The 25,096-nt window shown below is 51.0% G+C and carries 25 protein-coding genes; 17 read left to right on the top strand and 8 right to left on the bottom strand.

Annotated features, from left to right (window positions below; genetic code table 11):
* Window positions 1-188, top strand: a 188-nt coding sequence (locus KQJ23_RS16815; RefSeq protein WP_216480062.1) for a hypothetical protein, incomplete at its 5' end; no start/stop codon positions are given.
* A 14-nt stretch (window positions 189-202) separates the two neighbouring features.
* Here KQJ23_RS16815 and KQJ23_RS16810 read toward each other — a convergent pair.
* Both KQJ23_RS16810 and KQJ23_RS16805 read right to left on the bottom strand, forming a co-directional pair.
* Window positions 203-2,269, bottom strand: coding sequence for an ABC transporter ATP-binding protein (locus tag KQJ23_RS16810; RefSeq protein WP_216480061.1), 2,067 nt, complete (start codon window positions 2,267-2,269; stop codon window positions 203-205).
* Between the two features lie 14 nt (window positions 2,270-2,283).
* Entirely contained in the window at window positions 2,284-4,029 is a 1,746-nt protein-coding gene (locus KQJ23_RS16805; protein WP_216480060.1) for an ABC transporter ATP-binding protein, read from the bottom strand.
* 450 nt (window positions 4,030-4,479) lie between these two features.
* Here KQJ23_RS16805 and KQJ23_RS16800 point away from each other — a divergent pair, with 450 nt between their 5' ends.
* Complete coding sequence (locus tag KQJ23_RS16800) at window positions 4,480-4,803, top strand: HesB/YadR/YfhF family protein (RefSeq protein WP_216480059.1); 324 nt, start codon at window positions 4,480-4,482, stop codon at window positions 4,801-4,803.
* Window positions 4,804-4,958: 155 nt separating this feature from the next.
* Here KQJ23_RS16800 and KQJ23_RS16795 read toward each other — a convergent pair whose 3' ends face one another.
* On the bottom strand, window positions 4,959-5,474 hold the full coding sequence (locus KQJ23_RS16795) for an ADP-heptose synthase (protein ID WP_216480058.1): 516 nt from the start codon (window positions 5,472-5,474) through the stop codon (window positions 4,959-4,961).
* Window positions 5,475-5,609: 135 nt separating this feature from the next.
* Between KQJ23_RS16795 and KQJ23_RS16790 the strand changes: the two genes are divergently transcribed.
* Both KQJ23_RS16790 and KQJ23_RS16785 read left to right on the top strand, forming a co-directional pair.
* On the top strand, window positions 5,610-6,590 hold the full coding sequence (locus KQJ23_RS16790; RefSeq protein WP_216480057.1) for a phosphotransferase family protein: 981 nt from the start codon (window positions 5,610-5,612) through the stop codon (window positions 6,588-6,590).
* Window positions 6,591-6,615: 25 nt separating this feature from the next.
* Entirely contained in the window at window positions 6,616-8,364 is a 1,749-nt protein-coding gene (locus KQJ23_RS16785; protein ID WP_249529839.1) for an ABC transporter ATP-binding protein, read from the top strand.
* A 14-nt stretch (window positions 8,365-8,378) separates the two neighbouring features.
* Here the strand turns inward: KQJ23_RS16785 and KQJ23_RS16780 are convergent, their stop codons facing one another.
* Together KQJ23_RS16780 and KQJ23_RS16775 are read right to left on the bottom strand one after the other, a co-directional pair.
* On the bottom strand, window positions 8,379-8,831 hold the full coding sequence (locus tag KQJ23_RS16780) for a DUF441 domain-containing protein (RefSeq protein ID WP_216480077.1): 453 nt from the start codon (window positions 8,829-8,831) through the stop codon (window positions 8,379-8,381).
* Window positions 8,831-9,829: a YpdA family putative bacillithiol disulfide reductase gene (locus tag KQJ23_RS16775; RefSeq protein ID WP_216480056.1), complete on the bottom strand. Its 999-nt coding sequence runs from the start codon at window positions 9,827-9,829 to the stop codon at window positions 8,831-8,833. Before KQJ23_RS16775 ends, KQJ23_RS16780 begins: the two co-directional genes overlap by 1 nt.
* 209 nt (window positions 9,830-10,038) lie before the next feature.
* Here KQJ23_RS16775 and KQJ23_RS16770 point away from each other — a divergent pair, with 209 nt between their 5' ends.
* The 3 genes from KQJ23_RS16770 to rsgA all read left to right on the top strand — a co-directional run bounded on the left by KQJ23_RS16770 (window position 10,039) and on the right by rsgA (window position 12,860).
* A complete protein-coding gene (locus KQJ23_RS16770) occupies window positions 10,039-10,506 on the top strand; it encodes a DUF3939 domain-containing protein (protein WP_216480055.1) in 468 nt (155 codons plus the stop codon).
* Between the two features lie 171 nt (window positions 10,507-10,677).
* Window positions 10,678-11,367 carry an HAD family hydrolase gene (locus KQJ23_RS16765; protein WP_216480054.1) on the top strand — a complete coding sequence of 230 codons (690 nt, stop codon included), beginning with the start codon at window positions 10,678-10,680 and terminating at the stop codon, window positions 11,365-11,367.
* Window positions 11,368-11,723: 356 nt separating this feature from the next.
* Entirely contained in the window at window positions 11,724-12,860 is a 1,137-nt protein-coding gene (gene rsgA / locus KQJ23_RS16760) for a ribosome small subunit-dependent GTPase A (RefSeq protein WP_216480076.1), read from the top strand.
* Here rsgA and KQJ23_RS16755 read toward each other — a convergent pair whose 3' ends face one another.
* Complete coding sequence (locus KQJ23_RS16755; protein WP_216480053.1) at window positions 12,861-13,655, bottom strand: alpha/beta hydrolase; 795 nt, start codon at window positions 13,653-13,655, stop codon at window positions 12,861-12,863.
* A 246-nt stretch (window positions 13,656-13,901) separates the two neighbouring features.
* On the opposite strand from KQJ23_RS16755, the gene KQJ23_RS24000 reads away from it, so the two are divergent.
* Window positions 13,902-14,033: a hypothetical protein gene (locus KQJ23_RS24000; RefSeq protein WP_262362620.1), complete on the top strand. Its 132-nt coding sequence runs from the start codon at window positions 13,902-13,904 to the stop codon at window positions 14,031-14,033.
* A 64-nt stretch (window positions 14,034-14,097) separates the two neighbouring features.
* Here KQJ23_RS24000 and KQJ23_RS16750 read toward each other — a convergent pair whose 3' ends face one another.
* Entirely contained in the window at window positions 14,098-14,337 is a 240-nt protein-coding gene (locus KQJ23_RS16750) for a hypothetical protein (RefSeq protein ID WP_212938432.1), read from the bottom strand.
* Between the two features lie 158 nt (window positions 14,338-14,495).
* Between KQJ23_RS16750 and KQJ23_RS16745 the strand changes: the two genes are divergently transcribed.
* The 5 genes from KQJ23_RS16745 (at window position 14,496) to KQJ23_RS16725 (ending at window position 18,171) form a co-directional block, all read left to right on the top strand.
* Window positions 14,496-15,269 (top strand): hypothetical protein, encoded by a 774-nt coding sequence (locus KQJ23_RS16745; RefSeq protein WP_216480052.1) that lies wholly within the window; start codon window positions 14,496-14,498, stop codon window positions 15,267-15,269.
* Between the two features lie 116 nt (window positions 15,270-15,385).
* Window positions 15,386-15,781: a GntR family transcriptional regulator gene (locus KQJ23_RS16740; RefSeq protein ID WP_216480051.1), complete on the top strand. Its 396-nt coding sequence runs from the start codon at window positions 15,386-15,388 to the stop codon at window positions 15,779-15,781.
* The gene (locus tag KQJ23_RS16735; protein WP_216480050.1) at window positions 15,768-16,634 is read left to right on the top strand and encodes an ABC transporter ATP-binding protein; all 867 of its coding nucleotides are present in this window, start codon (window positions 15,768-15,770) and stop codon (window positions 16,632-16,634) included. Before KQJ23_RS16740 ends, KQJ23_RS16735 begins: the two co-directional genes overlap by 14 nt.
* A complete protein-coding gene (locus tag KQJ23_RS16730) occupies window positions 16,627-17,265 on the top strand; it encodes an ABC-2 transporter permease (RefSeq protein WP_216480049.1) in 639 nt (212 codons plus the stop codon). Before KQJ23_RS16735 ends, KQJ23_RS16730 begins: the two co-directional genes overlap by 8 nt.
* Window positions 17,266-17,364: 99 nt before the next feature.
* Window positions 17,365-18,171, top strand: a complete 807-nt coding sequence (locus KQJ23_RS16725; protein ID WP_216480048.1) for an SDR family oxidoreductase — start codon at window positions 17,365-17,367, stop codon at window positions 18,169-18,171.
* 275 nt (window positions 18,172-18,446) lie between these two features.
* On the opposite strand, the gene gluQRS is transcribed toward KQJ23_RS16725, so the two are convergent.
* Window positions 18,447-19,436, bottom strand: coding sequence for a tRNA glutamyl-Q(34) synthetase GluQRS (gene gluQRS, locus KQJ23_RS16720; RefSeq protein ID WP_216480047.1), 990 nt, complete (start codon window positions 19,434-19,436; stop codon window positions 18,447-18,449).
* A gap of 196 nt (window positions 19,437-19,632) precedes the next feature.
* Here gluQRS and hrpB point away from each other — a divergent pair, with 196 nt between their 5' ends.
* The 4 genes from hrpB (at window position 19,633) to nagE (ending at window position 25,067) form a co-directional block, all read left to right on the top strand.
* Entirely contained in the window at window positions 19,633-22,161 is a 2,529-nt protein-coding gene (gene hrpB / locus KQJ23_RS16715) for an ATP-dependent helicase HrpB (protein WP_216480046.1), read from the top strand.
* Between the two features lie 114 nt (window positions 22,162-22,275).
* Window positions 22,276-22,821 carry a general stress protein gene (locus tag KQJ23_RS16710; RefSeq protein WP_216480045.1) on the top strand — a complete coding sequence of 182 codons (546 nt, stop codon included), beginning with the start codon at window positions 22,276-22,278 and terminating at the stop codon, window positions 22,819-22,821.
* Window positions 22,822-23,076: 255 nt separating this feature from the next.
* A complete protein-coding gene (locus KQJ23_RS16705) occupies window positions 23,077-23,577 on the top strand; it encodes a PTS sugar transporter subunit IIA (RefSeq protein ID WP_216480044.1) in 501 nt (166 codons plus the stop codon).
* Between the two features lie 29 nt (window positions 23,578-23,606).
* A complete protein-coding gene (nagE, locus tag KQJ23_RS16700) occupies window positions 23,607-25,067 on the top strand; it encodes an N-acetylglucosamine-specific PTS transporter subunit IIBC (RefSeq protein ID WP_216480043.1) in 1,461 nt (486 codons plus the stop codon).
* The last annotated feature ends 29 nt before the right edge of the window (window positions 25,068-25,096 follow it).

The following is a 25,096-nucleotide window of genomic DNA, read 5'->3' as shown; positions in this document are numbered from 1 at the left end:
CCATTTCAGATTTTACTCAATCAAAGGAATCCGTGAACAACAGCGATCGTAAGCATACTTCACACGTTGCCTTCCGTCACGCGGCAAAATCATTAGTTGGTTTTATATTGGCTGTTGCTGCACAATTGCATGAAACTGCACCGAATGGAGCGATGCATGAACTTCAGGGGCAGCCCTTCGTTATATGATGCGCTATATTCAACTATCCCTGATTAACCGCAGACTGTACGGATGCAGCAGCTATGCTTGCGGCAGGATCGGCATTGCCCGATTGCAGGCGGTACATCTTGTAATAGCGTCCGCCGAGCGCGAGCAGTTCTTCATGCGTGCCGCTCTCTACGATTTGTCCGCGATGCAGAACCAAGATCTGGTCCGCGCTGCGAATCGTCGATAAGCGGTGGGCAATAATGAAGGTCGTGCGGCCTCGTTTGAGCACCTCCAGCGCCGATTGGATCAGGGCTTCCGTCTCGGTATCAATGTTTGCGGTAGCTTCATCCAGAATGAGGATGGCCGGATCAAAGGCTAATGCCCGGGCAAAGGAGATCAGCTGCCGTTCGCCTGCGGATAAGGTGCTCCCCTTTTCCACGACCGGCTCATCAATCCCTTTCGGCAAATGGCTCAAGATTCGCGTTGCGCCGACGTCATCGAGCGCTTTCTGGATCGTCTCGCGGGTGATGCGTTCATCGCCCAGGCTGACGTTGGAAGCAATGGTCCCGGTGAATAAATACGGATCCTGCAGTACAATTCCCATATGCTGGCGAATCCACTGCTTGGGCAGCTCCTTGACCGGCTTACCATCAATGGTAATCGTACCCTTCTGGGGATCATAGAACCGGAACAGCAGGTTGATAATGGAGCTCTTGCCGGAGCCGGTATGACCGACCAGCGCGACAGTCTGGCCTTGCTTGGCTTCGAAGGAAATGTTTTTTAATACGAAATCCTCCTTGTAAGCGAAGGAGACGTCCTTGAACTCGACGTTGCCGCGGTAGCGCGGCATGGAGCCATCTGTCACATCTTCGCCAGGCTCCTCCATCAGCTTGAACACACGTCCTGCCGATACCATGGAGGAATCAAGCGCAGCCAGTTGATTGACCATCCCGGTCATGGGCTGGAACAGCCGGCCGAGGACATCGACGAAGGCATACAGAACCCCAAGCGAGATGATCCCGGCACCGCTTAATTGGGCTGAGCCGAAATACCACAGCACAACTGCGAATGCCAAGCTCCGAATCACGTTCACCAGATTGTGAGAGGTAAAGGCATTAAGATTAAGCATTTTGTTGCTGTGACTCATGTAATCATTGTTCAGATTTTCAAACTCTTCACGGGTCTGCTTCTGACGCCGGAAAATCCGGATAATGGACATTCCCTGTATGGACTCGTTGATAATTGCATTGATCTCACTCAACCGCGAGCGAATAATCGTGTTGTATTTGGTCGCGAACTTTCGATAAAGCACAATCCAGGCATACAGGATCGGCACAACAAACAAACACACCAGGCCGAGCCGGACATCAAGGATGAATAAAGCGATGTAAACGCCGATCATATTGATAATGCCGGAGAAGAAGTTCGCCAGCACCGCGATGAACAGATCCTTAACGGCCTCAGTGTCGTTGGTGACCCGGGATACGACCTTCCCGGCTGGCAGATTGTCGAAAAAGTGCACCGGAAGCTTTTGAATATGGGCGTAGACATCAATCCGCAGCTTGCGGATCACTTTGTTTGCTGATGATTGTAGCCAATAGGTCTTCCCGAATTCCATCAGAATTGAAACAGCGAGGAATACCAAGTACCAGGAAATCAGCTTCAGAATACCCGGAATTTCTGGCTTATAGAAGGAGAAGACCCCGACAGAATCCAACCGGACTGCGGGATATTCCTGCACCTCGCCTTGATGTGATAAAGTCAGGACTCCATCCTTGAAGGAACGCTCGCCGGATATTTCGGGAATGGCGCCCTCAACAAGTACGAAGGAACGGCCAACCTGCAGCACTCGAACCTCCGGGCCCCTGGCCTCCTCCGGAGCAAAACGGTCACTCCGCTTAAACTGTCTTCCGTCATAAGAGACCGTCTCCTTGCTTGAAGACGCTGTTTCATAGAACGGCTTCTCGATGGCCAGCATATGGTCATCGATCATGGCGCGCGCCAGAAATGGGCCTGCCAGTTCGGCAGCTACGCCGATAGCTAACATAACCAGCGCCAGGATAAATGTATTTTTGGCATGTAATGCATATTTGAACAGTCGTTTTCCCGTTTGGTTGTTCATAGACGGGCACCTCCTTAGTCGGTCAGGTTCGATTCCACTTGCTGTCGTTCATATTGCTCAAGGTACCATCCGCCATGCTTCAACAGCTGTTCATGTGTGCCTTGTTCGATAATCCGTCCCTTATCCAGGACAATAATCCAGTCGGCATGCTCAATGGCTGACAGGCGGTGTGTAGAAATGAGCGTGGTTTTGCCGGAACGCTTGGTCCGGATATTTTCGATAATCCGTGCCTCTGTACGGGCATCGACGGCAGAGAGCGCGTCGTCCAGGATCAGAATCTCCGGTTCGGCGATAAAAGCGCGGGCGAGAGAGACACGCTGCTTCTGTCCACCTGAAAGGGCAACCCCTTTCTCACCGACCAGAGTGTCCAGCCCATCCGACAATGTCTCAAGATCTTGCTCAAACGCCGCGGTCCGGATTGCCTCCATAATTACTTCGTCGGAAGCATCCTTGCAGCCGAATTGAATGTTCTGCCGGACACTCTTGGAGAACAGAATCTGCTCTTGAGGAACGTAGCCGATCCAAGAATACAACTGATCCAGAGCAATCTGATCAATCGGAACCCCGGATATCGTCAGCTTACCGCTGCCGGCCGGATATTCTCTCAGCAGCTGCTTAAGCAAGGTTGACTTGCCGCTGCCGGTTCTGCCTACTACGCCCAACGTCTGGCCTTTTGCAACAGATAGCTGGATATGATCAAGATTCGTAACCGTTGAAGCTGGATATTGGAAGGTAAGGCTATCAAATTCGATGGTATCCGGTGAGTCAACAGAGACAGGCTCAGCAGGATCCATGACATCGGGACGCACGTTTAAGGTTTCGTTAACACGATCCAGCGAGGCACCGCCGCGCTGCATAATATTGATCAGCTCACCAATGGCGAACATCGGCCAGATCATCATCCCCAAATACATATTGAAAGAGACAAGTTCACCAAGCGTCAGCTCATTATTGAATACGAGATAAATGCCAAAGGTCAGACTGATCGCATAGCTGAGTCCTACAAAGAGACGGATTGTCGGCTCAAAGTAGGCATCCACTTTGGCTACAGCCAAGTTTTTGCGGAATACATCCTCGGTAATATCCGCAAATTTCTTCTCATCATTCCGCTCCTGAACATAAGCGCGAATCACCCGGATGCCGGATACCGATTCCAGCACCTGGTCATTCATATCGCCGAAGGCATCTTGAGCAAGAGTATAGCGCTCATGGATGATCTTCCCGTAAATCTTCATCGCCAGGGCAATGAAGGGAAGCGGGATAATCGCGGCAAGCGTCAGCTTCCAACTGATCAATGTACTCATCGCGATAAAGATCACCGACAGGTAAGCGGTGGAGTCCGTAAGGGTCAGCATTCCGAAGCCGACTGTGACCGCGACGGAACGCAGGTCATTGGTTGCCCGGGCCATCAGATCGCCGGTGCGGTTGCGCTCGAAGAAAGGCGGTGTCATACCGAGCAGGTGATTCATGAAACGGGTGCGCAATAAGCGCTCTACCAGGTTCGAGCCTCCGAACAATTTATGCATCCATATGTAGGTGATCAGATAGATGAAGATCAGAACGACCAGAATGAGTACAATATAGGTGGTCAGCGATTGCCCGGTAATGGACCCTGTGGCAATATCGTCGATTGCATTGCCGAGCAGACGCGGGGGAGCAAGCTCTGCGATTCCTGCCACGATGAGCAGAACCAGACCAACCAGGTACCGCTTTTGCTCACGCTTGAAGAACCAGCTTAAATTTTTTAGGACTGAAAACATAGCGAGGTTTCCTCCTCTTCCTTGAGTAATGTTTCTTTTTTCTCTTTGAACCTCTGCTGAATCCCCTGAGAACAGCAAAAAGGCATATCGTCATAGAACGATATGCCCAAAATCCATCATTTAGATTCCGCGTACGTTACACGACAATGTCAAGTAACCGCGCGAATAGGGATGCCGGTTCACAGCCTTTCCAGGCTAGAAGCCGAATGAACCGATCAGATTCACTCCAGCAGGGGTTACTTTGGTATTCAGTTTCTGCGTGCCCGCATATACAGGAGCGGGAAAATGTTGAATCATGAACACCAGGATCACCCTTTCTGCATGGTAATTAATTGAAGACGAATCTCGTATGTTGACGATTTTAACACCGCTTTCTTTAAGGTGTCAAACTTTTTTTTGCAAATCGGCAAAAATGGACTAAAATAAAGGAAACAACAAGGAGGGATCGAGATGATCGAGGTTACAAGCGATGCGGCCCGTTGGTTCAAGCAAGAATTGGGATTGAAGTCCGGGCAGTCTGTCCGATTGTTTGCGCGCTATAGTGCCGGAGGAGCCATTCACCCGGGATTTTCGCTTGGCATACAGGCAGATGAGCCAATCTCTCCGGGCATTTCCTCTGAAGCGGAAGGCATCACGTTTTACATGGAGGATCATGATAAGTGGTATCTCGACGGCTATAATTTGAAGGTTACTTATAACGCCGGTGAGGATGACATTGAATATGCATATCTACCGGAATCAGCGGCATCTGCCGATGCTTATCAGAGCCAGTGATTCTTAGGGAGCGGCATAGCTTGAGCGGCCGAATTAAAATAGCACAGGACGCAGAACGATCTCACTTCTGCCCTGTGCTATTTTTTGAGCATTAATCTGTTAGTCATCTCTTGAATCACCTCGTGATCCAAAGACGACTTTTTGGACTACCTCTGTTAGCCTTGATTGCTGAAGATGGGGCCCTCCATCGCATATTCGAAATCGCCGATATCGAATATCTGTACGGGGGCTTCCACTTCGATGATTCTCCGGATCAACTCCAGTTGATCCGTAAGCACCGGGGCATGCTCCCGCTGAGCGGTCAGGACAAGCTCTGTCTCTATCGGATCGAGCAACTCGCCGTACATTTCGTTGTCCAACGCGTTGACGACGGTCCACGAAACTTCCTCGCCGAAGAGAATGGACGGACTCTTGGACCAGGGCACGGTAAGACAGCGCTCCAGCTTTTTCCGGTTTAACGGCTCCTCCAGATAAGCGATCAGCTCTTCGATCTTCTGCTTCACATGCTGATCATCCGCAGAATCGTTCATCAAAGGCTCCGGGCTGTTACGGAACTCATAGAGCTCCATGACGGTGGTGTAAGGAACTATATATTCTACTGGTGCTTGAGGCATCAGCAATTCGCCGTATATCGCCACCATCACGGCCTCGATTACAAAACGTCGTGACATGGGTGTCCTCCTAAATTACGTAAGGTCAAGCTGCTGCTAGACCCTTTCATGTTAATATGGAGTATATCATTATTGAACCTACAAATACAGCATCTTACAAAAATGAGCAGGCTCATCCTGTTCAGGGGAGGACTAATGGAAAGTACAGATCGAGACTTTAAGCATGAGCCTTCTTCAAGAGCACTGGACTGGGTGCTTCGTCAGGCAGGGCCAGGCAGCAGGCTAGTTCAAGCCACCCGGCTTAAGGGAGGAATCTCATCGGTTGTCTTTCGGCTGGAAATAGCTATCGATAATCAAGCAGGGAACTGCTTGTGGGTAATGAGAATCATTCAGAATGAAGCGTGGATCAAGGAGGAGCCCAATCTGCCGTTGCACGAGAAGGCAGCGCTCTTGGCGGCCTGCGAAGCGGGCATGCCTGCGCCGGTCTGGATTGCCTCCGACCCGGATGGACGGGAATGCGGTTATCCGGCTGTGCTGATGAGCTGCCTTCCAGGGACAGTCATCTTGGAGAGACAAGCCTCCTCTGCATGGCTTCAGGCGCTTGGTGAAGCCATCGCCAGACTTCATAGAGCACCTGCCCGTGAGATGGCGTGGCATTATTTTACATATGTATCACTGGATGCGCTTGAAGTTCCGGCCTGGACGGAGGAGCCGTCTGCCTGGTGTTGTATTCTGGATACGGTAAGAGGCCCGAGGCCAGAATATACCCCTTGCCTGATACACCGTGATTATCACCCGGCCAATGTGCTGTGGGCAGGGGGAGCTATCAGCGGTATTGTAGACTGGATTAATGCTTGCGAGGGACCTGCGGGGATCGATACAGGGCATTGCCGGCTCAACCTGGTTCAGCTGTACGGTGTGCAAGCGGCCGATGATTTCCTGGAAGCGTATCTAGCTGCTCCCGGCGCCTCTCTACTTGCCGCAGATCCATATTGGGATATGCTGTGTTTGGTCGAGGTGCTTCCAGGCCCTCCAGGGGTATATAAAGGTTGGGAGGATCTTGGCGTGCAGGGATTGACTCCCGAGCTGATCCGGAGAAGGCTGGATGAATATGCAGCACGGCTTGCCGCGAAGCATAAAAAGTACGAAGAAAGGCCTCTCGAACATCAGGATTAGAGACAGAAAGGGAAGTGAATCTAGATTGAAGCATTGGAAAGCCTATTTTCAATTTGTTAAGCCTTACACGAAATGGATACTGCTAACGCTGTTTATTGGGATATTGAAATTCGGAATCCCGGCATTGCTGCCTTTAGTGCAGAAATACGTTGTCGACGATGTGCTGCTTAACTCCGCACTTCAGCTGGAGGAGCAGGTTTCAAGGTTGGTATGGGTGCTGACAGGCTCGCTGATTCTGTTTGTGATCGTGCGGGGACCGGTAGAGTATGCAAGACAGTATTTTGCCCAATTGATCACGTCCAGGATTTTGTTCGATTTGCGCAATCGTCTTTACGCACATCTCCAGCGCTTATCGCTCCGTTACTATCAGAATACGAAGGTTGGAGAAGTCATATCGCGATTCATCAATGATGCGGAGCAGACAAAGAACATTGTCGAAGTCGGCATGATGAATGTATGGCTGGATTTATTCACATTGATTTTTGTGCTCGGGTTTATGGTGTATCTTGATCCGGTGCTCACGGTGGTCGCCATATCGATTTTTCCGCTGTATGCTATAGCGGTCAAAATATTATACAAGCGTTTGAAGGCGCTGACCAAGGAACGTTCTGCTGCGCTGGCAGGCATTCAAGCTTATCTTCATGAGCGGATCCAGGGGATTTCGGTCATCCGAAGCTTTGCGCTGGAGCGTCATGAGGCCCGCCAATTTGAAGGGATCAACGGGAAATACCTCAATAAGGCGATTGCTCACAGCCGCTGGAATGCCTGGACCTTCGCTGTGATTAACACCTTGACGGATATCGCCCCCCTGCTGGTTATCGGCTATGGGGGTTATCAGGTCATTCAGCATAATTTGACGCTGGGCACGTTTGTTGCGTTCTTCGGTTATTTGGACAGACTGTATGCGCCGTTGAAGCGGTTGATCAATTCCTCAACGATTCTGACCCAAGCTTCGGCCTCCTGGGAGCGTGTGCTGGAATTGCTGGAGGAGCCTTATGACATGACAGATGCGAAAGGGGCAGCTATTCTTCCGGCTGGCAAGCATGGCGTAGCCTTCAGACAAGTGTGGTTCCAATACCAGGATCAGGGAGGATGGGTGCTGAAAAATATTTCTCTCCAGGCAAGTCCGGGACAGACGGTTGCGTTGGTCGGCATGAGTGGAGGCGGCAAATCATCGCTGGTTGGTCTGATTCCAAGATTCTATGATGTTCAGAAGGGCACGATACTCGTAGGGGGAAGGGATGTCCGGGAATGGACAATGGAGAGCTTGCGCAATCAGATTGGCATGGTGCTTCAAGAGAACTTCCTGTTCAGCGGCAGCGTGCGCGATAATATCTCTCTCGGCAATCCGGAAGCGGGAGAAGAGGAGATTATTGCGGCAGCCAAGGCGGCAAATGCCCATGATTTTATTCTGGAGCTACCCCAGGGGTATGATACCGAGGTGGGTGAACGCGGAGTGAAGCTGTCGGGGGGACAGAAGCAGCGGATTGCGATTGCAAGAGTCTTCCTTAAGGATCCTGCGATTCTGATCCTGGATGAAGCAACCTCCGCATTGGATCTAGAATCCGAGCATCTGATCCAGCAATCCCTGCAAAACCTGTCCCGAAGCCGGACAACTTTGATTGTGGCTCACCGCCTGTCTACGATCACACATGCCGATCTCATTGTCGTCATGAAGAATGGAGCCGTAGCTGAACGGGGGACCCATGAGCAATTGATGCAAAAGAATGGTGTCTACGCGCAGTTATATAATATTCAGCATTTAAATGCTTAATGAACCTAGCTGTGCTATCCTTTCCCGATGATGAGGGAGAGGATGCCGGCGGCGATGAGCGGCCCTACAGGCACGCCCTTGAAGAAGGCGACACCGAGCACGGTTCCGATCAATAGCCCCGCAACAACGGTCGGCTGGCTTCCCATCAGGGAAGCGCCTCTGCCGCCCAGCCAGGCTACGAGCATGCCAACGGCAATCGCCAGAAGCGATTGCCAATGAAAGAAGGAAGCCCACAGGGTCTGGAGCGAAATTTTTCCGCTCGCAACCGGAGCCATTACTCCGATGGTCAGAATGATGATTCCGATGGTTAGGCCGTATTTTTCAAGCCATGGAAAGGCAAAATGCAGCTGAAGCACACGGACCATCAAGAGAACAAGCATAGCAATGGTGATCGGCATGTTGCCGCTAAAGATCCCAAGTGCTGTCATCAGGAGCAGGAAAAGAGAGATCAGATCGACCTGGTTCATCATGAACGGGCGCCGGTCTTGCTCAGAATATGATCGGCAATCAGACGACCGTGTCCTCTTCCTGTTTCTATGAATACCTCGTTCGCATTGCGTCCGGAAGCTATGACACCTGCTACATATATGCCGGGTACATTGGATTCCATCGTCTCCGGGTGGAAGACGGGCTTCTCCATCTCGCCGGACATTTCGACCCCGGCATCCAGCATCAGCTTGCGGTCCGGCCGGAAGCCGGTTAGCGCCAATACAAAGTCATTTGGAAGCACTGTCGTCGTCCGGCCGCTTGGGCCAACGGATTCAACGACAATTTCGCTCTGTCTGACTTCCATTACTCTTGCCCCCAGCATAAGCTGAACTTTTCCCTTATTCACAAGACCCTCGAAGAGAGGCCTTACCCATGGCTTCACTGATTCCGAAAGGGTCCCCCCGCGGGACACCACCGTAATTTCTGCGCCTACACGCGCCAATTCCATGGCTGCGTCAATGGCAGAATTACTGCCTCCAATGATCGCAACCTTCATCCCCGCATAGGGATGGGCCTCCTGGAAGTAATGGGAGACCTTGTCCAAATCTTCTCCCGGAATGCCTAGCAGGTTGGGGTGGTCAAAATAGCCGGTAGAGATCACGACGTATTTCGTATCATAAACCCATTCTTCAGCCTGTCTTGTCCGGGAATATACTTTGAAGCTGCCGTCAGATTGCCGTTCAATGCGAGTGGCTTCCTCATAAGCGGCGATCGGTACTTGATAGTGCTCGCTGACCCGGCGGTAATAGGCAAGAGCCTCATGCCGGTAAGGCTTCTCGTTAGGCGTAACGAAAGGAATATCACCGATTTCCAGCAGCTCTGCAGTGCTAAAGAATTGCATAAAAGTCGGATAGGAATAGATGGAATGAACAACACAATTTTTCTCGAGCACAAGGGTATGTAAACCGCGCCGTTCGCATTCAATAGCTGCGGACAGTCCGCACGGACCCGCGCCGATAATGATAACGTCCTGCATAGGGGCCTCCTAAGTTGTGAGTTATTGAAACAGTTCCATCCTACCGCAAACGGAGGAGAATATCCAGAAGCAGCCTGTTAGGCGCAGCCGAATATTTTTTGACTATTGTATGACGTTTTTGCGTTCGAGGTTCATATTTAAAATTTTAGGATATAATAGTATTGAAAGCGTTTGCTGTCTTAGAAATGGAGATAGGAGGTTGATGCGATATGTTCTTTTGGAATAAAAAACGCAAATCTATTCCCGCTGACGGTCCCCCTCCTGCCGTACACGTAACGCTTGAGGAGCTCAAACGAGCTGTTCTGAAATATGAGATGGACATGCCAAAGGGAATTAACCGCAAGACATTGGTACTTCCGGACAAGAGCCTTGATCTAAGCCGGCTTGTCAGATATTTAGGGGGGTTGAGTGAACAGAAGTTCTATCTATCTTCGGAAACATTTGAAATCTTCGAAGAGCATGAACGAGAGATTCCTTATTATTTGGATTTGGTCCAAAGAGCAGTTGATTCTTATGTAGAAGAATCGGGGAAAATGCCTGTCGTTAAGCATGCTCCGCCGTTTCAAGTCGATATCAAGACGCTGATGGACGGACATTTTCTGAAGGAAGCTCCTCCATTTCCGCTGTACATTACAGATCAGGAAATGCTGTTAACGCATCGGAAGGAAGTCGTGTAAATTTATCGCTTAAAGCTGCCAGTTATTTAGATATATGTCGAATAAGAATAGCTGAAGCGCGGATCTGAATGACGGATTTGCGCTATTTTTGTCGTTTACAGGTTGACAGAAGACTTACAATAAAAGTAGAGAGAAACAATAGAATTCCGGGAGATATTGGGGGAGAACAAGATGATTAGAGGATTATTATTCGATCTGGATAATACGTTGATGGACCGCGACTGGACCTTTCGGGAGTTTTCCCGCCAGCTGGTTAGAGAGCTACTAAGCGAACAGGATCAGGAGAAGCTGGAGCAAATTGTTGCGTATATGATCGAAAGTGATGCGGATGGTTATCGGCCGAAGGATGGCTTTTTTCTTGAATTGATCGAGCGGCTGCCATGGCGCGTCAAGCCAGCGTTGCCCGAGGTTCAGGCCTATTACAACGAGCATTACATGAAGCATGCCCGAGTTATGACCCATGCGCTGGATACACTGAAAGCCTGCCGGGAAGCGGGATATAAGCTAGGCGTAATCACAAACGGGCTTAGCGCTGTTCAGCATGGCAAGATCGATCGGCTTGAGCTGCGGGATTATTTTGACGCTATTATCGTCTCCGGAGATCATGGGATGAAGAAGCCTGACCAGCAAATTTATGAGTTGGCTTTGAAAGAACTGGGTACAGAGGCGGAAGAGACGCTAATCATAGGGGATCATCCGGTTAATGATATCTGGGGAGCATCCAGGGCAGGTATCCGCGGAATATGGTTGAAACGCAAGCATGCATGGCCGGAGACCATGACGGATGTAACGCCGCTTCATGCCGTGCATGAGCTGGACGAAGTCGTATCGATTTTGAACGATTTGCAAACTCGGGCTTGACAAATAAAATAACCGTTCATTATGATTAAGAAAATGTTTGTTAAAGGAGGCTGTTACTATGAGCAGAATGACATATTCGATTGAACTGTTGCTTGTCGTACCGTTTAGAGCCTCTGATAGGGTAAGCTATTTGCATCGGGAATTGCAGACTTGAACTGATCCTGGATCTGTGTTCGAGCGTTATTTCTGTATGATAATACTACCGCAGGGGCGCCTTGGCCCCTGCGGTTTTTTATGCTCTTCGCTCATTCGATAAGTTGGATGAATTGCGAAGCAGAGGACGCAGGTAGATGGCCTGCGTCTTTTTTGTGTTGATTTAAGGACGAAAATAACCATTTGGAGGAATCGAATTGAAAATGCATACAGGTGAAAATGAAAATCACAATATCCAGACCCGCTATGAATGGCTTAACAAGTATGGTTGGAATACAAGAGTGGAGTCAAGCTTCGCGGAACAGTCTCAGGATGAGATATTCCCGGCCCGAATCACAGCAGATCACGGGCAGAAATACAAGATCGTCTCCGAGCGCGGGGAGGGTTGGGCAGAGCTGTCGGGAAGGCAAAAATATGAGCTTGAAGAACGAAGCGCTTTTCCGGCCGTTGGGGATTGGGTCTTGTTAAGATACTTAACCGGGACGACGCCCGATGGTATTATACATGGCTTGCTTCCCCGCAGTAGCCGAATTTCGCGGCGTTCCGCTGGAACCGTGCCCGTAGAGCAATTGATTGCGGTTAATGTTGATTTGCTCTTGCTTGTGGCCGCATTAAACCATGACCTTAACCTGCGCAGACTGGAGCGATACCTGGTTATGGCTTGGAACAGCGGCGCCAACCCGGTCATTCTGCTCAGTAAAGCCGATCTCGCCGAGGAGCCGGATGCTATTATCGCGGAAGTGGAGGCGATAGCGCCCGGAGTTCCTGTCATTGCTGTCAGCGCCAAGGAAAACCAAGGGAGGGAGCAGCTTGAAGCTCTATTGAAGCCAGGGCTCACGATCGCAATGACAGGCTCTTCTGGAGCGGGAAAGTCAACGATTCTGAACTGGTTGTGCGGCGAGGAGTTGCAGGCGACTACGGAGGTGCGGGAGGATGATAGCCGAGGCCGCCATACGACAACTCATCGCGAGTTATTCCCGCTTCCTCAAGGAGCGGTAATGATCGATACTCCCGGAATGAGAGAGCTCCAATTGTGGGAAGACCAGGACGGGGGATGGGCCGAGGCTTTTGCTGATATTGAGAGGCTAGCTGCTGACTGCCGATTCAAGGATTGCAGACATGAGCAAGAAGCGGGCTGTGCCGTGCTGGCGGCAATCAGCAAAGGGGAGCTTGAACGCAAACGGCTGGATAATTACCGGAGAACGGAGCGGGAATTGAAGTATCAGCATGCGAAGGAGAATCAGAGGAAGAGGTCGCAGCATCGAACGGGAGGAAAAAAAGAACTCCGCCGCGACAAGGGAGCGCAGCGGAGACGTTATGAGCTTGAACCGATGGATTAATCAGGATTGACGCAATGGCAGCCATTGCAATACATCCTGAATTCGGGCGTCCCAGTATTCCCAGTCATGGGCGCCCGGTCCTTCCTTATAGGTCAGTTCCAGGCCCGCACGAAGGCAGGCATCCCGGAAGATCAGATTATCCTGGTATAGAAAATCCTCCGTCCCGCAGCATTGATACAGACTTGGAAGCAATTGACGCTGTTCATCTGACTGGAAATTCCCGAGCAAGTGGATCAGATCATTGTCCGTCCCAGCTGGACCTTCCGTTCCGAAAATGCGTCTGAACAAGCGAGCCCTCTGCGACTCTTCATCTTCTCTCATCAAGGTACCCGATATATGAAGTGCCCCGGAAAGACTTGCTGCCGCAGCGAACATATCAGGCCGGCGAAGCGCGAGCTTGAAGGCGCCGTATCCCCCCATAGATAAGCCTGCAACAAAATTATCCTCCTTGCAGCTGGAGAGCGGGAAGAAGGAACGGCATTTTGCAGGAAGTTCTTCACTGATAAAGGTCCAGTAACGATTGCCTTCCGCCATATCTGTATAGAAGCTTAGGTCGACTTGCGGCATAACTACGGCTAAACCCAGCTTTGAAACGTAGCGTTCAATCGAGGTTCTGCGCAGCCAGATAGTGTCATCATCAGACATGCCATGAAGCAGATACAGTGTAGGATGAAGCCCATCGCTGCTTAGTCCTTTCATTCCGATTTGTCCATGAGTGGTCTCTGGCAAAATAACAGTCATTGAGGTGCTGATTCCCAGTACATCCGAAAAAAAGCGAACTTGCATAAGAGCCATAAAATAATCTCCTCCTGGTGGAAGCCGTGGCTTCTATGTATGATGAGTGCATGCTATTTCCATTATAGTACGTTGAGAGAACGGTTACAAAATGGAAGGGCGGGTAAGATTCTGTCGACTCCTTGGAACCTTTGTCCAAACAAGAGCAGACCCGTTTAAAAGCTTGGGAACGGTTTATATTAGGGGTATAAGAAGCAGAGGGAAATGTCCCGTCGGGTGAGACTGAATTCCAAGGAGGGGATGGAAATGGGGATTGATCGCTTCCTGATCTATAAAATTAACACCTGTACCTATGAGCCGATGCGGATCAATTTATTGAAGCTGTTGTTGATCCGGATTGAAAAGGCGTTGGGAGAGGAAGAAGCCATCCAGAAATAAAGAAGCAGCCGCCGGAAGGCTCCGGCGGCTGCTTCTTCTTATTGGATCATCGTTTGGTTTAAATTTAATAAAGCGACAGGGCAAGTGAATCAAATTCGCTCTGACTGTGAAGGATAGCCTCGGAGCCTTCGATTTCAATACTGATGAGTGAGGCCAGACATTTTTTCAGCGCGTTTTTACCAAACAGATATTTGTTCTCGAGCGCGCTGGTCAGCAGTCTCAAGGTGCGCTGTACAGGTTGCTTGGTATCGGTATTAAAATATACGGGTACTTGGTTGTCTTGGAAAGTTATTAGAATTCTCATAGTTAATCACCTCTATACAGTGGTCTCATTGTAAACATTGTAAAGTAGAAATCTTAAAAATTCATTAAGATAACATTATAATTCGATTAATGTTTTGTGACGGAGTAACAATTATAATGTAATCTATCAACTTTCGGCTTGAACAAGGAGGAGTGAATATGCAGGAGGATTTTGTGACGGAGAGAAAAGAAGTAACTCTATCTGCCGAAGAATTGTACAGGGCCGCTTGCCGTTGGGGAATCGGCGAGGTGTTGAACAGACTGGATTTATCTTCGAATGGTTGGGAGCAAGCACCTGACAGACTGCCTGCTTGGGTATCTGATTTAACGGCCTCTTCCTTTCGCGGATGTTGGATGCGTTATCATTTGGAGGAACAAGCCGGAGAAGAATTCATTCATTGCTGTGAAGAGCAGGTTATATTTGGTGAACGGATGGGAGAAGCTTCCTCCTCGTTTAAGCTGTGCGGAGAGCAAGTATGGGAATCGTTATGTCATGCATGGGCAAAAAAGACTTGTCAGAGTATACGGACTGAGGAGGATCAAGCGGATTTGCCTGCGATGCTGCTGTCCAGAAATGAGTATGATACCTTGATCTCCCGCTTGAAGGAGATGGAACTGGATGAACTCATGAACAGACTGGCCATCAATTCCGGGGATCATGAGGGCAGCATCGCCCTTGCCAGAAGTCTGAAGCGGCCCGGCTCTCATGGGGAGATTCTATTCTATGGCAGGCATTCGGGCTGCGAGAAGCTGGAGCTTCATCAGGTGCGATTCGTCTCTACGGATCATATGAACTGGATCCTGCGAGAAAGCACAGGGGACAGGGAGGATTGGCTGATCGCTTCTCCTTCAAGCCGACATAAATTTCAGGAGATGCTGGAGCTGTGGCTGATGCATTCTTCATCAGTCGAAGCACCTAATGAATGTCTTTAAATGCGTTACGTATCATAGACCTCATCTAAATTAGGTGAGGTTTTTTGTTGCGTTCAATGTGTATAATGTGTATATTGTATATATACACTTTAGTGGATGGGGCGGTGATGAGCCGAATGAATATATTATTGAATCCCTCTTCAGGAGAGCCTATCTACTTGCAAATCGTGAGACAGATAAGGGCTAGCATATTGCAAGGAGAATTGCTTCCGGGAACTCCGTTGCCGTCGATCCGGCAGCTTGCGAAGGATCTGCAGATTAGTGTCATTACGACCAAGCGCGCTTACAGCGAGCTGGAATCTGAAGGGCTAATCGACTCCATGGTAGGCAAGGGGTCTTTCGTATCGGGAGGCAGTCCGGAGTTTATCCGTGAACAACGGATGCGCCTGATCGAAGAGAGAATTCAGGAATTGCTTACCGAGTGCCGCAGCATTCCGTTAAGTACGAATGAGCTTATCGATTGGATCAGATTATTGGATCAAGAAGGAGAGATCGGGTATGACAGCAATTGATGTTCAGGGATTGAGCAAGCGAATGAGTGGTTTTGCGCTGGAACAGGTGTCGTTTTCTGTGCCGAGGGGTTATATCACCGGGCTAATTGGTCCAAACGGTGCGGGTAAGAGTACATTCATTAAAATGCTGATGGGGATGGTCGCGCCAGATCAAGGCAGCATCACCATTCACGGGGAAAGAGCAGGGATTGCCGGAGCAGCATATAGAGCGAATATTGGTTATGTTTCGGATGAGAATATTTACTATGACTGCTTATCCCTTGGGCAAATGAAGGAGATTTTCAAATCGTTCTATCCTCGCTGGGATGAAGAGATATTTAAGGAATATCTGGATCGCTTTGAACTGCCTGTAAAGAAAAAGATCAAGGACTGCTCGAAGGGAATGAAGACAAAATTTGCTTTGGCACTAGCGTTTTCACATCATCCGGACCTGCTCATTATGGATGAGCCAACGGCAGGTCTGGACCCGGTATTCCGCAGAGAGCTGCTCGATTTGTTGGCGGAATTCATTCAGGATGAGAAGCGGACGGTACTGTTCTCAACCCATTTGACGACGGATCTGGATAAGGTAGCGGACTATATTACCTTCATTCATCGGGGAAAGCTGGTCTTCTCCGAGACAAAGGACGAGATCCTTGAACGGCATTTGATTGTTAAGGGCAGCAAGGAGCTGCTTGACGCAGATACCCGTAAGGAGTTTATCGGACTGCGTGAGACGGATTTTGGATTCGAGGGACTTACTGCTGACGGCAGCCGGCTCCAATCGATCTTTGGCAGCAGCGCCCTTTATCACCAGCCAACACTTGAAGATATTATGTATTATACGGCTAAGGGAGGGAAGGCATATGCATAGCATTGGAGGCTTGGTGAGAAAAGACATTTTGTTAATTCGGCGTTTTATCTGGCTTTTGGCCATTTATGCGATTGTCTTCTCGGGAGTAGTGCAGAAGGATAATCAGACCCTCATTTACAGTCTGTTCCCGGGATTATTGCTCATTCTAGGCATTAGCTCGGATTCGCAGCGTTCAGCACAACAGTTCTTGGTTAGCCTGCCCGTTCCAAGGAATCGTCTTGTCTTGTCCAAATATCTCTCTTCAATGATCTTTATCGTGGCAGCAGTGCTGATTTCAACAGCTATGAATTTTGCTTCCGATTTGCTGTACGGACGCCCGGTTCATTTAGATTTGATGCTGATTGCGGGAACCTTTCTTTCCATGATTATTTTTTTGTCCATTTATCTGCCTTTCTTCTACTGGCTTGGGCTCAAGGGGTTTCAAGTGGTAAATGTCGTGATGATGATCACGATTATGCTGGCGAATGGAGCTGCGACCTGGCTGCTGACAGAATCGGATTCTCAGTTTTTACAGGACAGATTTCTTGCGCAGCCGGGCTTATCCTGGATTTTTCTGATCCTGCTGACGCTTTTGGCCTCCGTCATTTCCTATATTATCTCATGCAAAGCATACGGTACGAGGGATTTATAAGCTTGTTCGGTGATTAAAACGCCCCCCTTTATGGGTAATCTTGAGACAGGTGCTAACCTAAGTCAATTCCCCATACTGAAAATAGGAGCGTGTATCATCATGGCTGAAAATAACGGAATCCGTCAACGATTTCAGGGCAAGACGGCAATTGTGACAGGCGCGGGCTCCGGGATCGGCAAAGCGGCTGCAATCAAACTGGCCAGTGAAGGAGCCAAAGTTGCGCTCTTTGATCTGCTTAATGATCGAACGCGCACAACCGAACACCAAATCAATCAAATTTACCGTGGAGTGTCCAGGGCATTTGATGTTGATATCTCCGATCCGCAGCGGGTGGAGCAGGCGGTGAATGAGACTGTCGAGGCTTTCGGCGGAATCGATATTGTGTTCGCCAACGCTGGAATTAACGGTACACTGGCTCCAGTGGAAGAGATGAGCTTCGAGGATTGGGAGCGGACGATGCGAATCAACCTGAATGGAACCTTCCTGACGGTTAAACATACAGTTCCCCATTTAAAACAGCAAGGCGGCGGAAGCATCATTATTACCAGCTCGATCAATGGGAACGACAGGTTCTCCGGCTTTGGAATGACGGCTTATAGTACGACAAAGGCAGGGCAGGTGGCATTTTCAAAAATGGCGGCATTGGAGCTCGCGAAGTTCAAAATCCGGGTCAACTCTATTTGCCCGGGTGCTATCGCCACGAACATTGATTCGAGTACCGAGGTCAGCGACGAACTGGACGAGATTGTCATTCCGGTTGAATATCCCCAAGGCTCGCAGCCTCTGGCTGACGGTCCCGGTCAACCTGAAAATGTGGCTGATCTGGTCGCGTTTCTTGCATCCGACGAATCAAAGCATATCACCGGTGCCCGGATTGTGATCGACGGCGCGGAGTCACTGCTCTAAGTGCGTGTTCATAAAGTCGGCTTTTCAGTACCGGGAAGGCTGCGGGGACCCGAAGAAGGGGAACGGAGTGCAGGCAGACCTTACATGAGCGAAATGCTTCCTAAGGAAGCATACCCTGTAAGCATCCGTTGAAGTTCGAGGGTGAACGCGAGATTCTACGTCGAATGATCCTCATGAAAACCTTCATGATCAAAAGACGACTTTTTGAACAACCTCTATAAAAAATAGGAAGGGAGAGCCCGAAATCGGGTCTCCCTTTTTGCTTGAATCACAACTCAGTTTTTGTACAGTATGCTTAATGCTTGCCCGGTCACGATAAATGGTTCCTTATCAATCTTCTCAAGCGTGAATTCTGCAATCAAATCTGAAGCCATTAGCGGCTCGAAACGGTCGATAAGTCCGCTAACGTATGCAAGCCACCCTATGAGGGCCGTCGGCCGAACTCCGGCGCTGCGCAGACCGGCAATACTCAGATCGCCGTGGCGCTTGGCAAGCCTGGTGCCATCGGCCCCGAGCAATAACGGGGCATGAGCAAAAGAAGGGATCTGTTCTCCCCAGCCGAGCGCGCGATAGAGCTGGATTTGTCTTGGTGTGGAATCTAAGAGATCATCTCCACGAAGTACGTTCGTGATCTCCATCAGGGCATCATCAACCGTTACGGCTAACTGATAAGAATACATGCCGTCAGCCCGGCGAACGACAAAGTCACCGCCGCGGCCCGGCGGAAATTGCTGAACTCCGGAAATGCCATCCTGAAAGCGCAGTAATTGATCCTGCGGCACTTCCGGCAGAGCAAAGCGCAGGGAAGGCGTCTTCTTTCGAGCGCGCTCAGCACGCTCTGCCTTCGTCAACTGCCGGCAGGCTCCGGAATAGGGAGCGCCTTCCGATGCCAATCCGTGAGGAGCGCCTGCAATGCTATGAAGCTCGGCCCGGCTGCAATAGCATGGGTAGAGAAGCCCTTCAGCCTCCAGCCGATTCAGCGCCTCAGCGTACAACTCCAGCCGCCGGCTCTGAAAATAAGGAGAATGGGGTTCTTGAGCTCCGGGGCCTTCATCCCAATCCAGACCAAGCCAGCACAGGTCGTCGATGATTTGCACGGATTTTTCCGGTCTGGAGCGCTGATGATCAATGTCCTCAATGCGCAATAGGAACACGCCGTTTGCCGCACGCATTTGCAGCCATGAGAGCAGGGCGATTTTTGCGTTTCCCAGATGCATGTCTCCAGAGGGCGTCGGTGCGAATCGTCCTCTTTTTGTTGAATTCATCCCAGTTCACTTCCCCTTGTATCAAGAAATGTCATTTTAATATTATACAAGCCAATCTGCATGCCGAAAAGAACTCGCCTTTATCGGACGGAAATGATTCCATGATCAGGGATGACAGCTATGGTAAAATTGCTGTGATGATATATTAATTACAAGGCTGCGTAGAAAAGGATATAAGCTGAGCAAGGAGATCAGAATGAATCAGATTAGAATGCCGATTGATGAAGTCATACCTGAGATAAAGCAGCATTTGGAACATTCGGGAGCAGCGGTCCTGATCGCTGAGCCGGGAGCGGGAAAGACAACCCGGACACCGCTGGAGCTGCTCCAAACGCCCTGGATGCACGGCATGGGGGTAATTCTGCTTGAGCCCCGCAGAATGGCAGCCAGATCAGCAGCTGTCTATATGGCTGCACAGCTTGGCGAGGCGGTTGGAGAGACGGTCGGCTACCGGATCCGAAGCGAGAGCAAGGCCTCTTCCCGCACGCGAATCACGGTGGTAACCGAAGGAATCCTGACACGAATGCTCCAGCATGACCCCGCCTTGACCGGGATCGGGCTAATTATATTCGATGAATTTCATGAGCGGAGCATCCACGCAGATCTTGGGCTGGCGTTGACACTTCAAAGCCGTGAGCTGCTGCGGGATGATCTGCGGCTGCTCGTGATGTCGGCGACACTGGATGCGGAGCCGGTTGCGGCGCTGCTTGGCGGCGCGCCGGTCGTCGAGAGCCGGGGCGTGATGTACCCGGTCGAGACGGTCTATGCGGGACGTCCGAGCCAGGAGCCGCTGGATGCGGCGGTGGCAAGGACGGTGCGGCGGGCGCTGGCCGAGAGGGAGGGCGGCGTGCTGGTGTTCTTGCCCGGCGCGAATGAAATTCGACGGGCCCAAGCGGCGCTGGCCGGGGGCATATTGCCGCCCGGGGTAGAGGTTGCGCCGCTGTATGGGGCGCTGCCCCAGCAGGAGCAGCAGCGTGCTCTTGCCGAGGCGGCGGCAGGCTGCCGCAAGGTGGTGCTTGCCACGTCGATCGCCGAGACCAGCCTGACGGTGCCCGGTATCACGGCGGTGATCGACTGCGGCCTGCGGCGCACCGCGCTGTTCTCGCCGCGCACGGGCATGAGTCGGCTTGTCACGGTGCCTGCGGCACGGGACTCCGCCGACCAGCGGCGCGGCCGTGCCGGCCGCACAGCGCCCGGTGTGTGCTACCGCCTCTGGAGCGAGGCGGAGGACCGGGCGCTAAGCCCCGCAACGCCTCCGGAGATCCTGGAGGCGGATCTTACGCCGCTTGCGCTGGAGCTCGCGGCGTGGGGCGCCTCCGGCCCGGACGAGCTTGCCTGGCTCGATCCTCCGCCTCAGGCGCCCTATGGCCAAGCCATCCAGCTGCTTGGCCAGCTTGGCGCGCTCGATCAAGCCGGCCGCCTCATGGCCCATGGCCGGCGCCTGGCCGGGCTGGGCCTCCATCCCCGGCTTGCGCAGATGCTCTTGCGCGCCTGGCCGCTGGGCCTTGCCCGGCCCGCTTGCCTTCTGGCAGGTCTGCTGGAGGAGCCCGGCGCGCTTAAGGGCGGCGCAGACCTGAGGGATCATCTTGGCGCGCTTATGGAGGCAAGGTCCGAACGCAAGCCGAAGGGCGGCGCATCTTCCCTCTTAGTGGATGAAGGTGCGATGCGCCGAATAGATCTGGCAAGCAAGCAGTGGGAGCGAGCGCTGGCTGATCAGTTCTCCGGCGGGCCGGCTCCTGCTCCCGAAGCGGATTGGGAGCGCTACTGCGGCCTGCTTGTTTCTTTTGCTTATCCCGATCGGATGGCCAAGCGGCGGTCGGATGGCCGCTATCTGCTGAGAAGCGGCCGCGGGGCAGCCTTTCATCGTGGTGATCCGCTTGCTGCTGAATCCTATCTTGCTATTGCCGATGTCGATGATGGGGGCATAGAGAGCCGTATATGGCTTGCGGCTCCATTCGAGGAGTCCTGGTTAAGTGAGTTCTATCAAGATGAAATCACAGAGAACCGGACAGCTGAGTGGGATGAACAGGCAGGGGTTGTACGGGCAAGAAAGACACTGACACTGGGCGCGCTCGTGCTCAAGGAGATCCCGGATCCCAACCCTGACCCAGGCTTGATTCAGCAGGCGCTTATTCGGGTCATTACGGAGCAGGGCTCACAGGTCCTGCCATGGAATCCAAAGGCAAGACAGCTTCAGTCAAGAATATTATTTCTGAGAGAACTGAATTCCAAATGGCCGGATGTATCGGATGAGGCCTTAGCGAAGCAGGCGGAGGAATGGTTCCTGCCCTATGTTACTGAAATGAAGAAGAAAAGAGATCTGCAATCCTTGCCGATGCTGACGATCCTCGAGACGCGGCTTGGCTGGGAACTGTGCCGGGAGTTGGATCGGGAAGCTCCAAGCCATCTGACTGTGCCGAGCGGCTCCAAAATTCAGCTGCAGTATGACAGTCAAGGAAATCCCTTCGCAGCCGTTCGGCTTCAGGAGGTATTCGGCATGCTGAACACGCCAAGGATCGGCTACGGAACAGTTCCTGTTGCCCTTCATTTATTGTCTCCGGCAAGCCGTCCGGTACAGGTAACCTCCGATCTGGCAAGCTTTTGGCAGCATACTTATTTTGAAGTCAAAAAGGATCTGAAGGGGCGTTATCCTAAGCATTATTGGCCCGATGATCCATCGACTGCGCAGGCTACTCGTAAAGTCCGGCCGGATGGAGCGCGCTAAGACTATGATTGATGCAGTGAGAGTTCCTAGTGGTCTAGGTTATGTGCAGAACGGTTTGATTCGCGCCCTCCCGGGTAATATAGGAGTAACCTATTCTTCAGGAGGTTGATCCTAATGGCGAAGAAAATAGTAGGTGTATTCGAAAATGAACGGGAAGCGACGGATGCGATTAAATCATTGCAAGCTCAGGGGTTCGCACCTGATGAGATTTCCGTGTTAACGAGAGATAGCCGCGATCAGGAAGCGATACAGGATGAGACAGGCACCATGGCACCCGAAGGCGTTGCCGTCGGAGCAACAGCGGGCGGCGTGTTGGGAGGCACTGCAGGACTTCTTGCGGGACTTGGCGCCTTGGCGATTCCGGGTATCGGACCGATTGTAGCGGCCGGACCGATTGCTGCTGCATTGACAGGGATGGCTGCCGGAGCCGGTCTCGGCGGACTCGCTGGCGGCTTGATTGGCCTCGGTATTCCGGAAGATGAAGCGAAGGCTTATGAGAAATATCTGGATAAAGGACATATCCTCGTCTTGGTAGATGAAGATAGCCGCAGTCAGCGGGTATATGATACGTTCAATACGAACCATTCCTTGAACTCGAATCTGTATCTATCCGGTATGGCTGATCCCTATGGAGAGGACCCGTCTTCCCGAATTCAATAAGATACCGCTTTCAAAAATGATGTTGACGTAGGATTCTGTTTGACTTATGATGTTGCTAGAACTTCAAACCGCTGTACGATTGGCGTGTTACCATTTGATTATGGGCATGAGCCAAGAGGATGAACCTGTTAGTCAGGTTCGTTTTCTTGGCTTTTTTTGTTCCTTTTTATATAACCAGTGCTCGGCAGGCATAATATAAACTGGGAAGCACGTCCGGGAGAGCGGGTTCTATAAGATATAGGAGGGCATAGAGAGATGTTTTCAAAATGGAGAAAGAAATCTACTGAACCAAGCACGCTTGAAATTTTAGCACCAGTGACGGGAAAGGCAGTTGCGCTTACCGAAGTACCTGATGAAGCATTCGCGGCAGGACACATGGGGAAGGGGATTGCGATTGAACCTGCGGAAGGGAAACTGATCGCTCCTTTCGAAGGAAAGGTCGTCCATGTAATCAAGTCTAACCACGCCGTAATGATTGAAAATGCTGAGGGGATTCAATTTCTATTCCATATCGGGATCAACACGGTGTCGCTCAAGGGAGAGGGCTTTACTTCCCATGTATCAGCCGGCGACAAAGTGAAGGCAGGACAAACGCTGATCGAATTTAACATCGAGCAGATCAAGGCTGCCGGCTACCCGGTGATTACCCCAATCGTGGTGACAAACGCTGATGAAATGGTTAGCACGCTAGAAATGCATGCCGGTCCTGTGACTGCAGGCAGGGATACCATTTTCAAAGCGGTTTTAAAGTCATAACTAATTCAATTTGAAAGGATGATTGTTTCATGCTGGCTTTTCTCCAGAAGATAGGGAAGTCGCTTATGCTGCCGGTCGCAACGCTACCAGCGGCAGCCATTTTACTACGATTCGGCAGTATCGACTACATCAAGGATTTTCACATGGGAGATGGTGTTGGAGGGTTCCTCAATACGTATGTTGCTCCATTCCTTGAGGCTGGAGGCGGCACCATTTTTGATAATCTGCCTTTGATTTTTGCGGTCGGGGTAGCGATCGGTCTTGCTGGAGACGCAGTAGCGGCGCTCTCGGCGGTGATTGGGCAACTGATTCTGCTCGACGTACTTGATAAAGTCCCTGGAATTTTCCCGAATCTGATGCAATCTCCGGATACGAAATTGAATATGGGGGTTCTCGGCGGGATTTTGGTTGGTTGTATTTCGGCTTTTCTTTATAAAAAGTACCATAAAATCAAGCTTCCCGATTGGCTCGGCTTTTTCGGCGGCAAACGCTTCGTTCCGATGGTTACCGCCTTCACGATGGTTATCGTCGGTTTGATCTGCGGCTTGATCTGGGGCCCGATCCAAGCGGCTTTGGACGTGTTCGGTAACTGGGTGACCGGACTTGGAGGTATCGGCTCGGCAGTTCACATCATTGCCAACCGTTTGCTGGTTCCTTTTGGCCTCCATCATATTATCAACTCCATCGTTTGGTTCCAGATTGGTGATTTCACTAATGCAGCAGGTGAAGTCATTCATGGTGACCTGCATCGCTTCTTCGCCGGAGACGCATCGGCAGGTATGTTCATGACCGGCTTCTTCCCGATCATGATGTTCGGTCTTCCGGGAGCGGCTCTTGCGATTATTCACACGGCAAAACCGGAAAGACGCAAGCTGGTATCCTCGATTTTCCTGGGTGCGGCCTTCGCATCGTTCCTGACAGGGATCACCGAGCCGCTTGAATTCGCCTTTATGTTCGTAGCTCCAGTACTGTATGGCGTGCACATCGTATTATCGGGTATTTCCGCATTTGTTACTTATGCTTTCGGCATGAAGCTGGGCTTTGGCTTTTCAGCAGGCTTCATAGATTATGCAATCAACTACCAGATCTCGACTAAGCCGTTGCTGCTAATTCCGATCGGCCTTGTGTTCGCCGTCCTCTATTATGTTATCTTCCGCTTCCTCATTGTGAAGATGAATTTGAAGACACCGGGGCGCGAGGAGGATGATCTGAGTATTACTGACGAGGAGTCAGTGGAGGGAGATGTTCCCTTGGGAGACAGCCGCTCTGCTAAAATCCTGACCCATATCGGCGGACCGTCCAATGTTGAATCGGTTGATGCTTGCATTACTCGTCTTCGCCTGGTAGTCAAGGATGAAAAGAAAGTTAATGATAGTGCCTTGAAACAGCTTGGTGCATCCGGGGTAATGAGACTTGGCAAGGGCGCCGTACAGGTTGTGTTCGGACCTCAATCGGAATCGATCAAGGATGAAATCAAGAAAATGCTGTAATCTGCAAAACATAATTTTCGGGGCCGTCC

The organism is Paenibacillus brevis (assembly GCF_018919145.1).
In the GTDB taxonomy this organism is placed as follows: domain Bacteria; phylum Bacillota; class Bacilli; order Paenibacillales; family Paenibacillaceae; genus Fontibacillus; species Fontibacillus brevis.
Note: the sequence above shows the minus strand (reverse complement) of the source record. Positions and strands in the feature narration are given on the sequence as shown.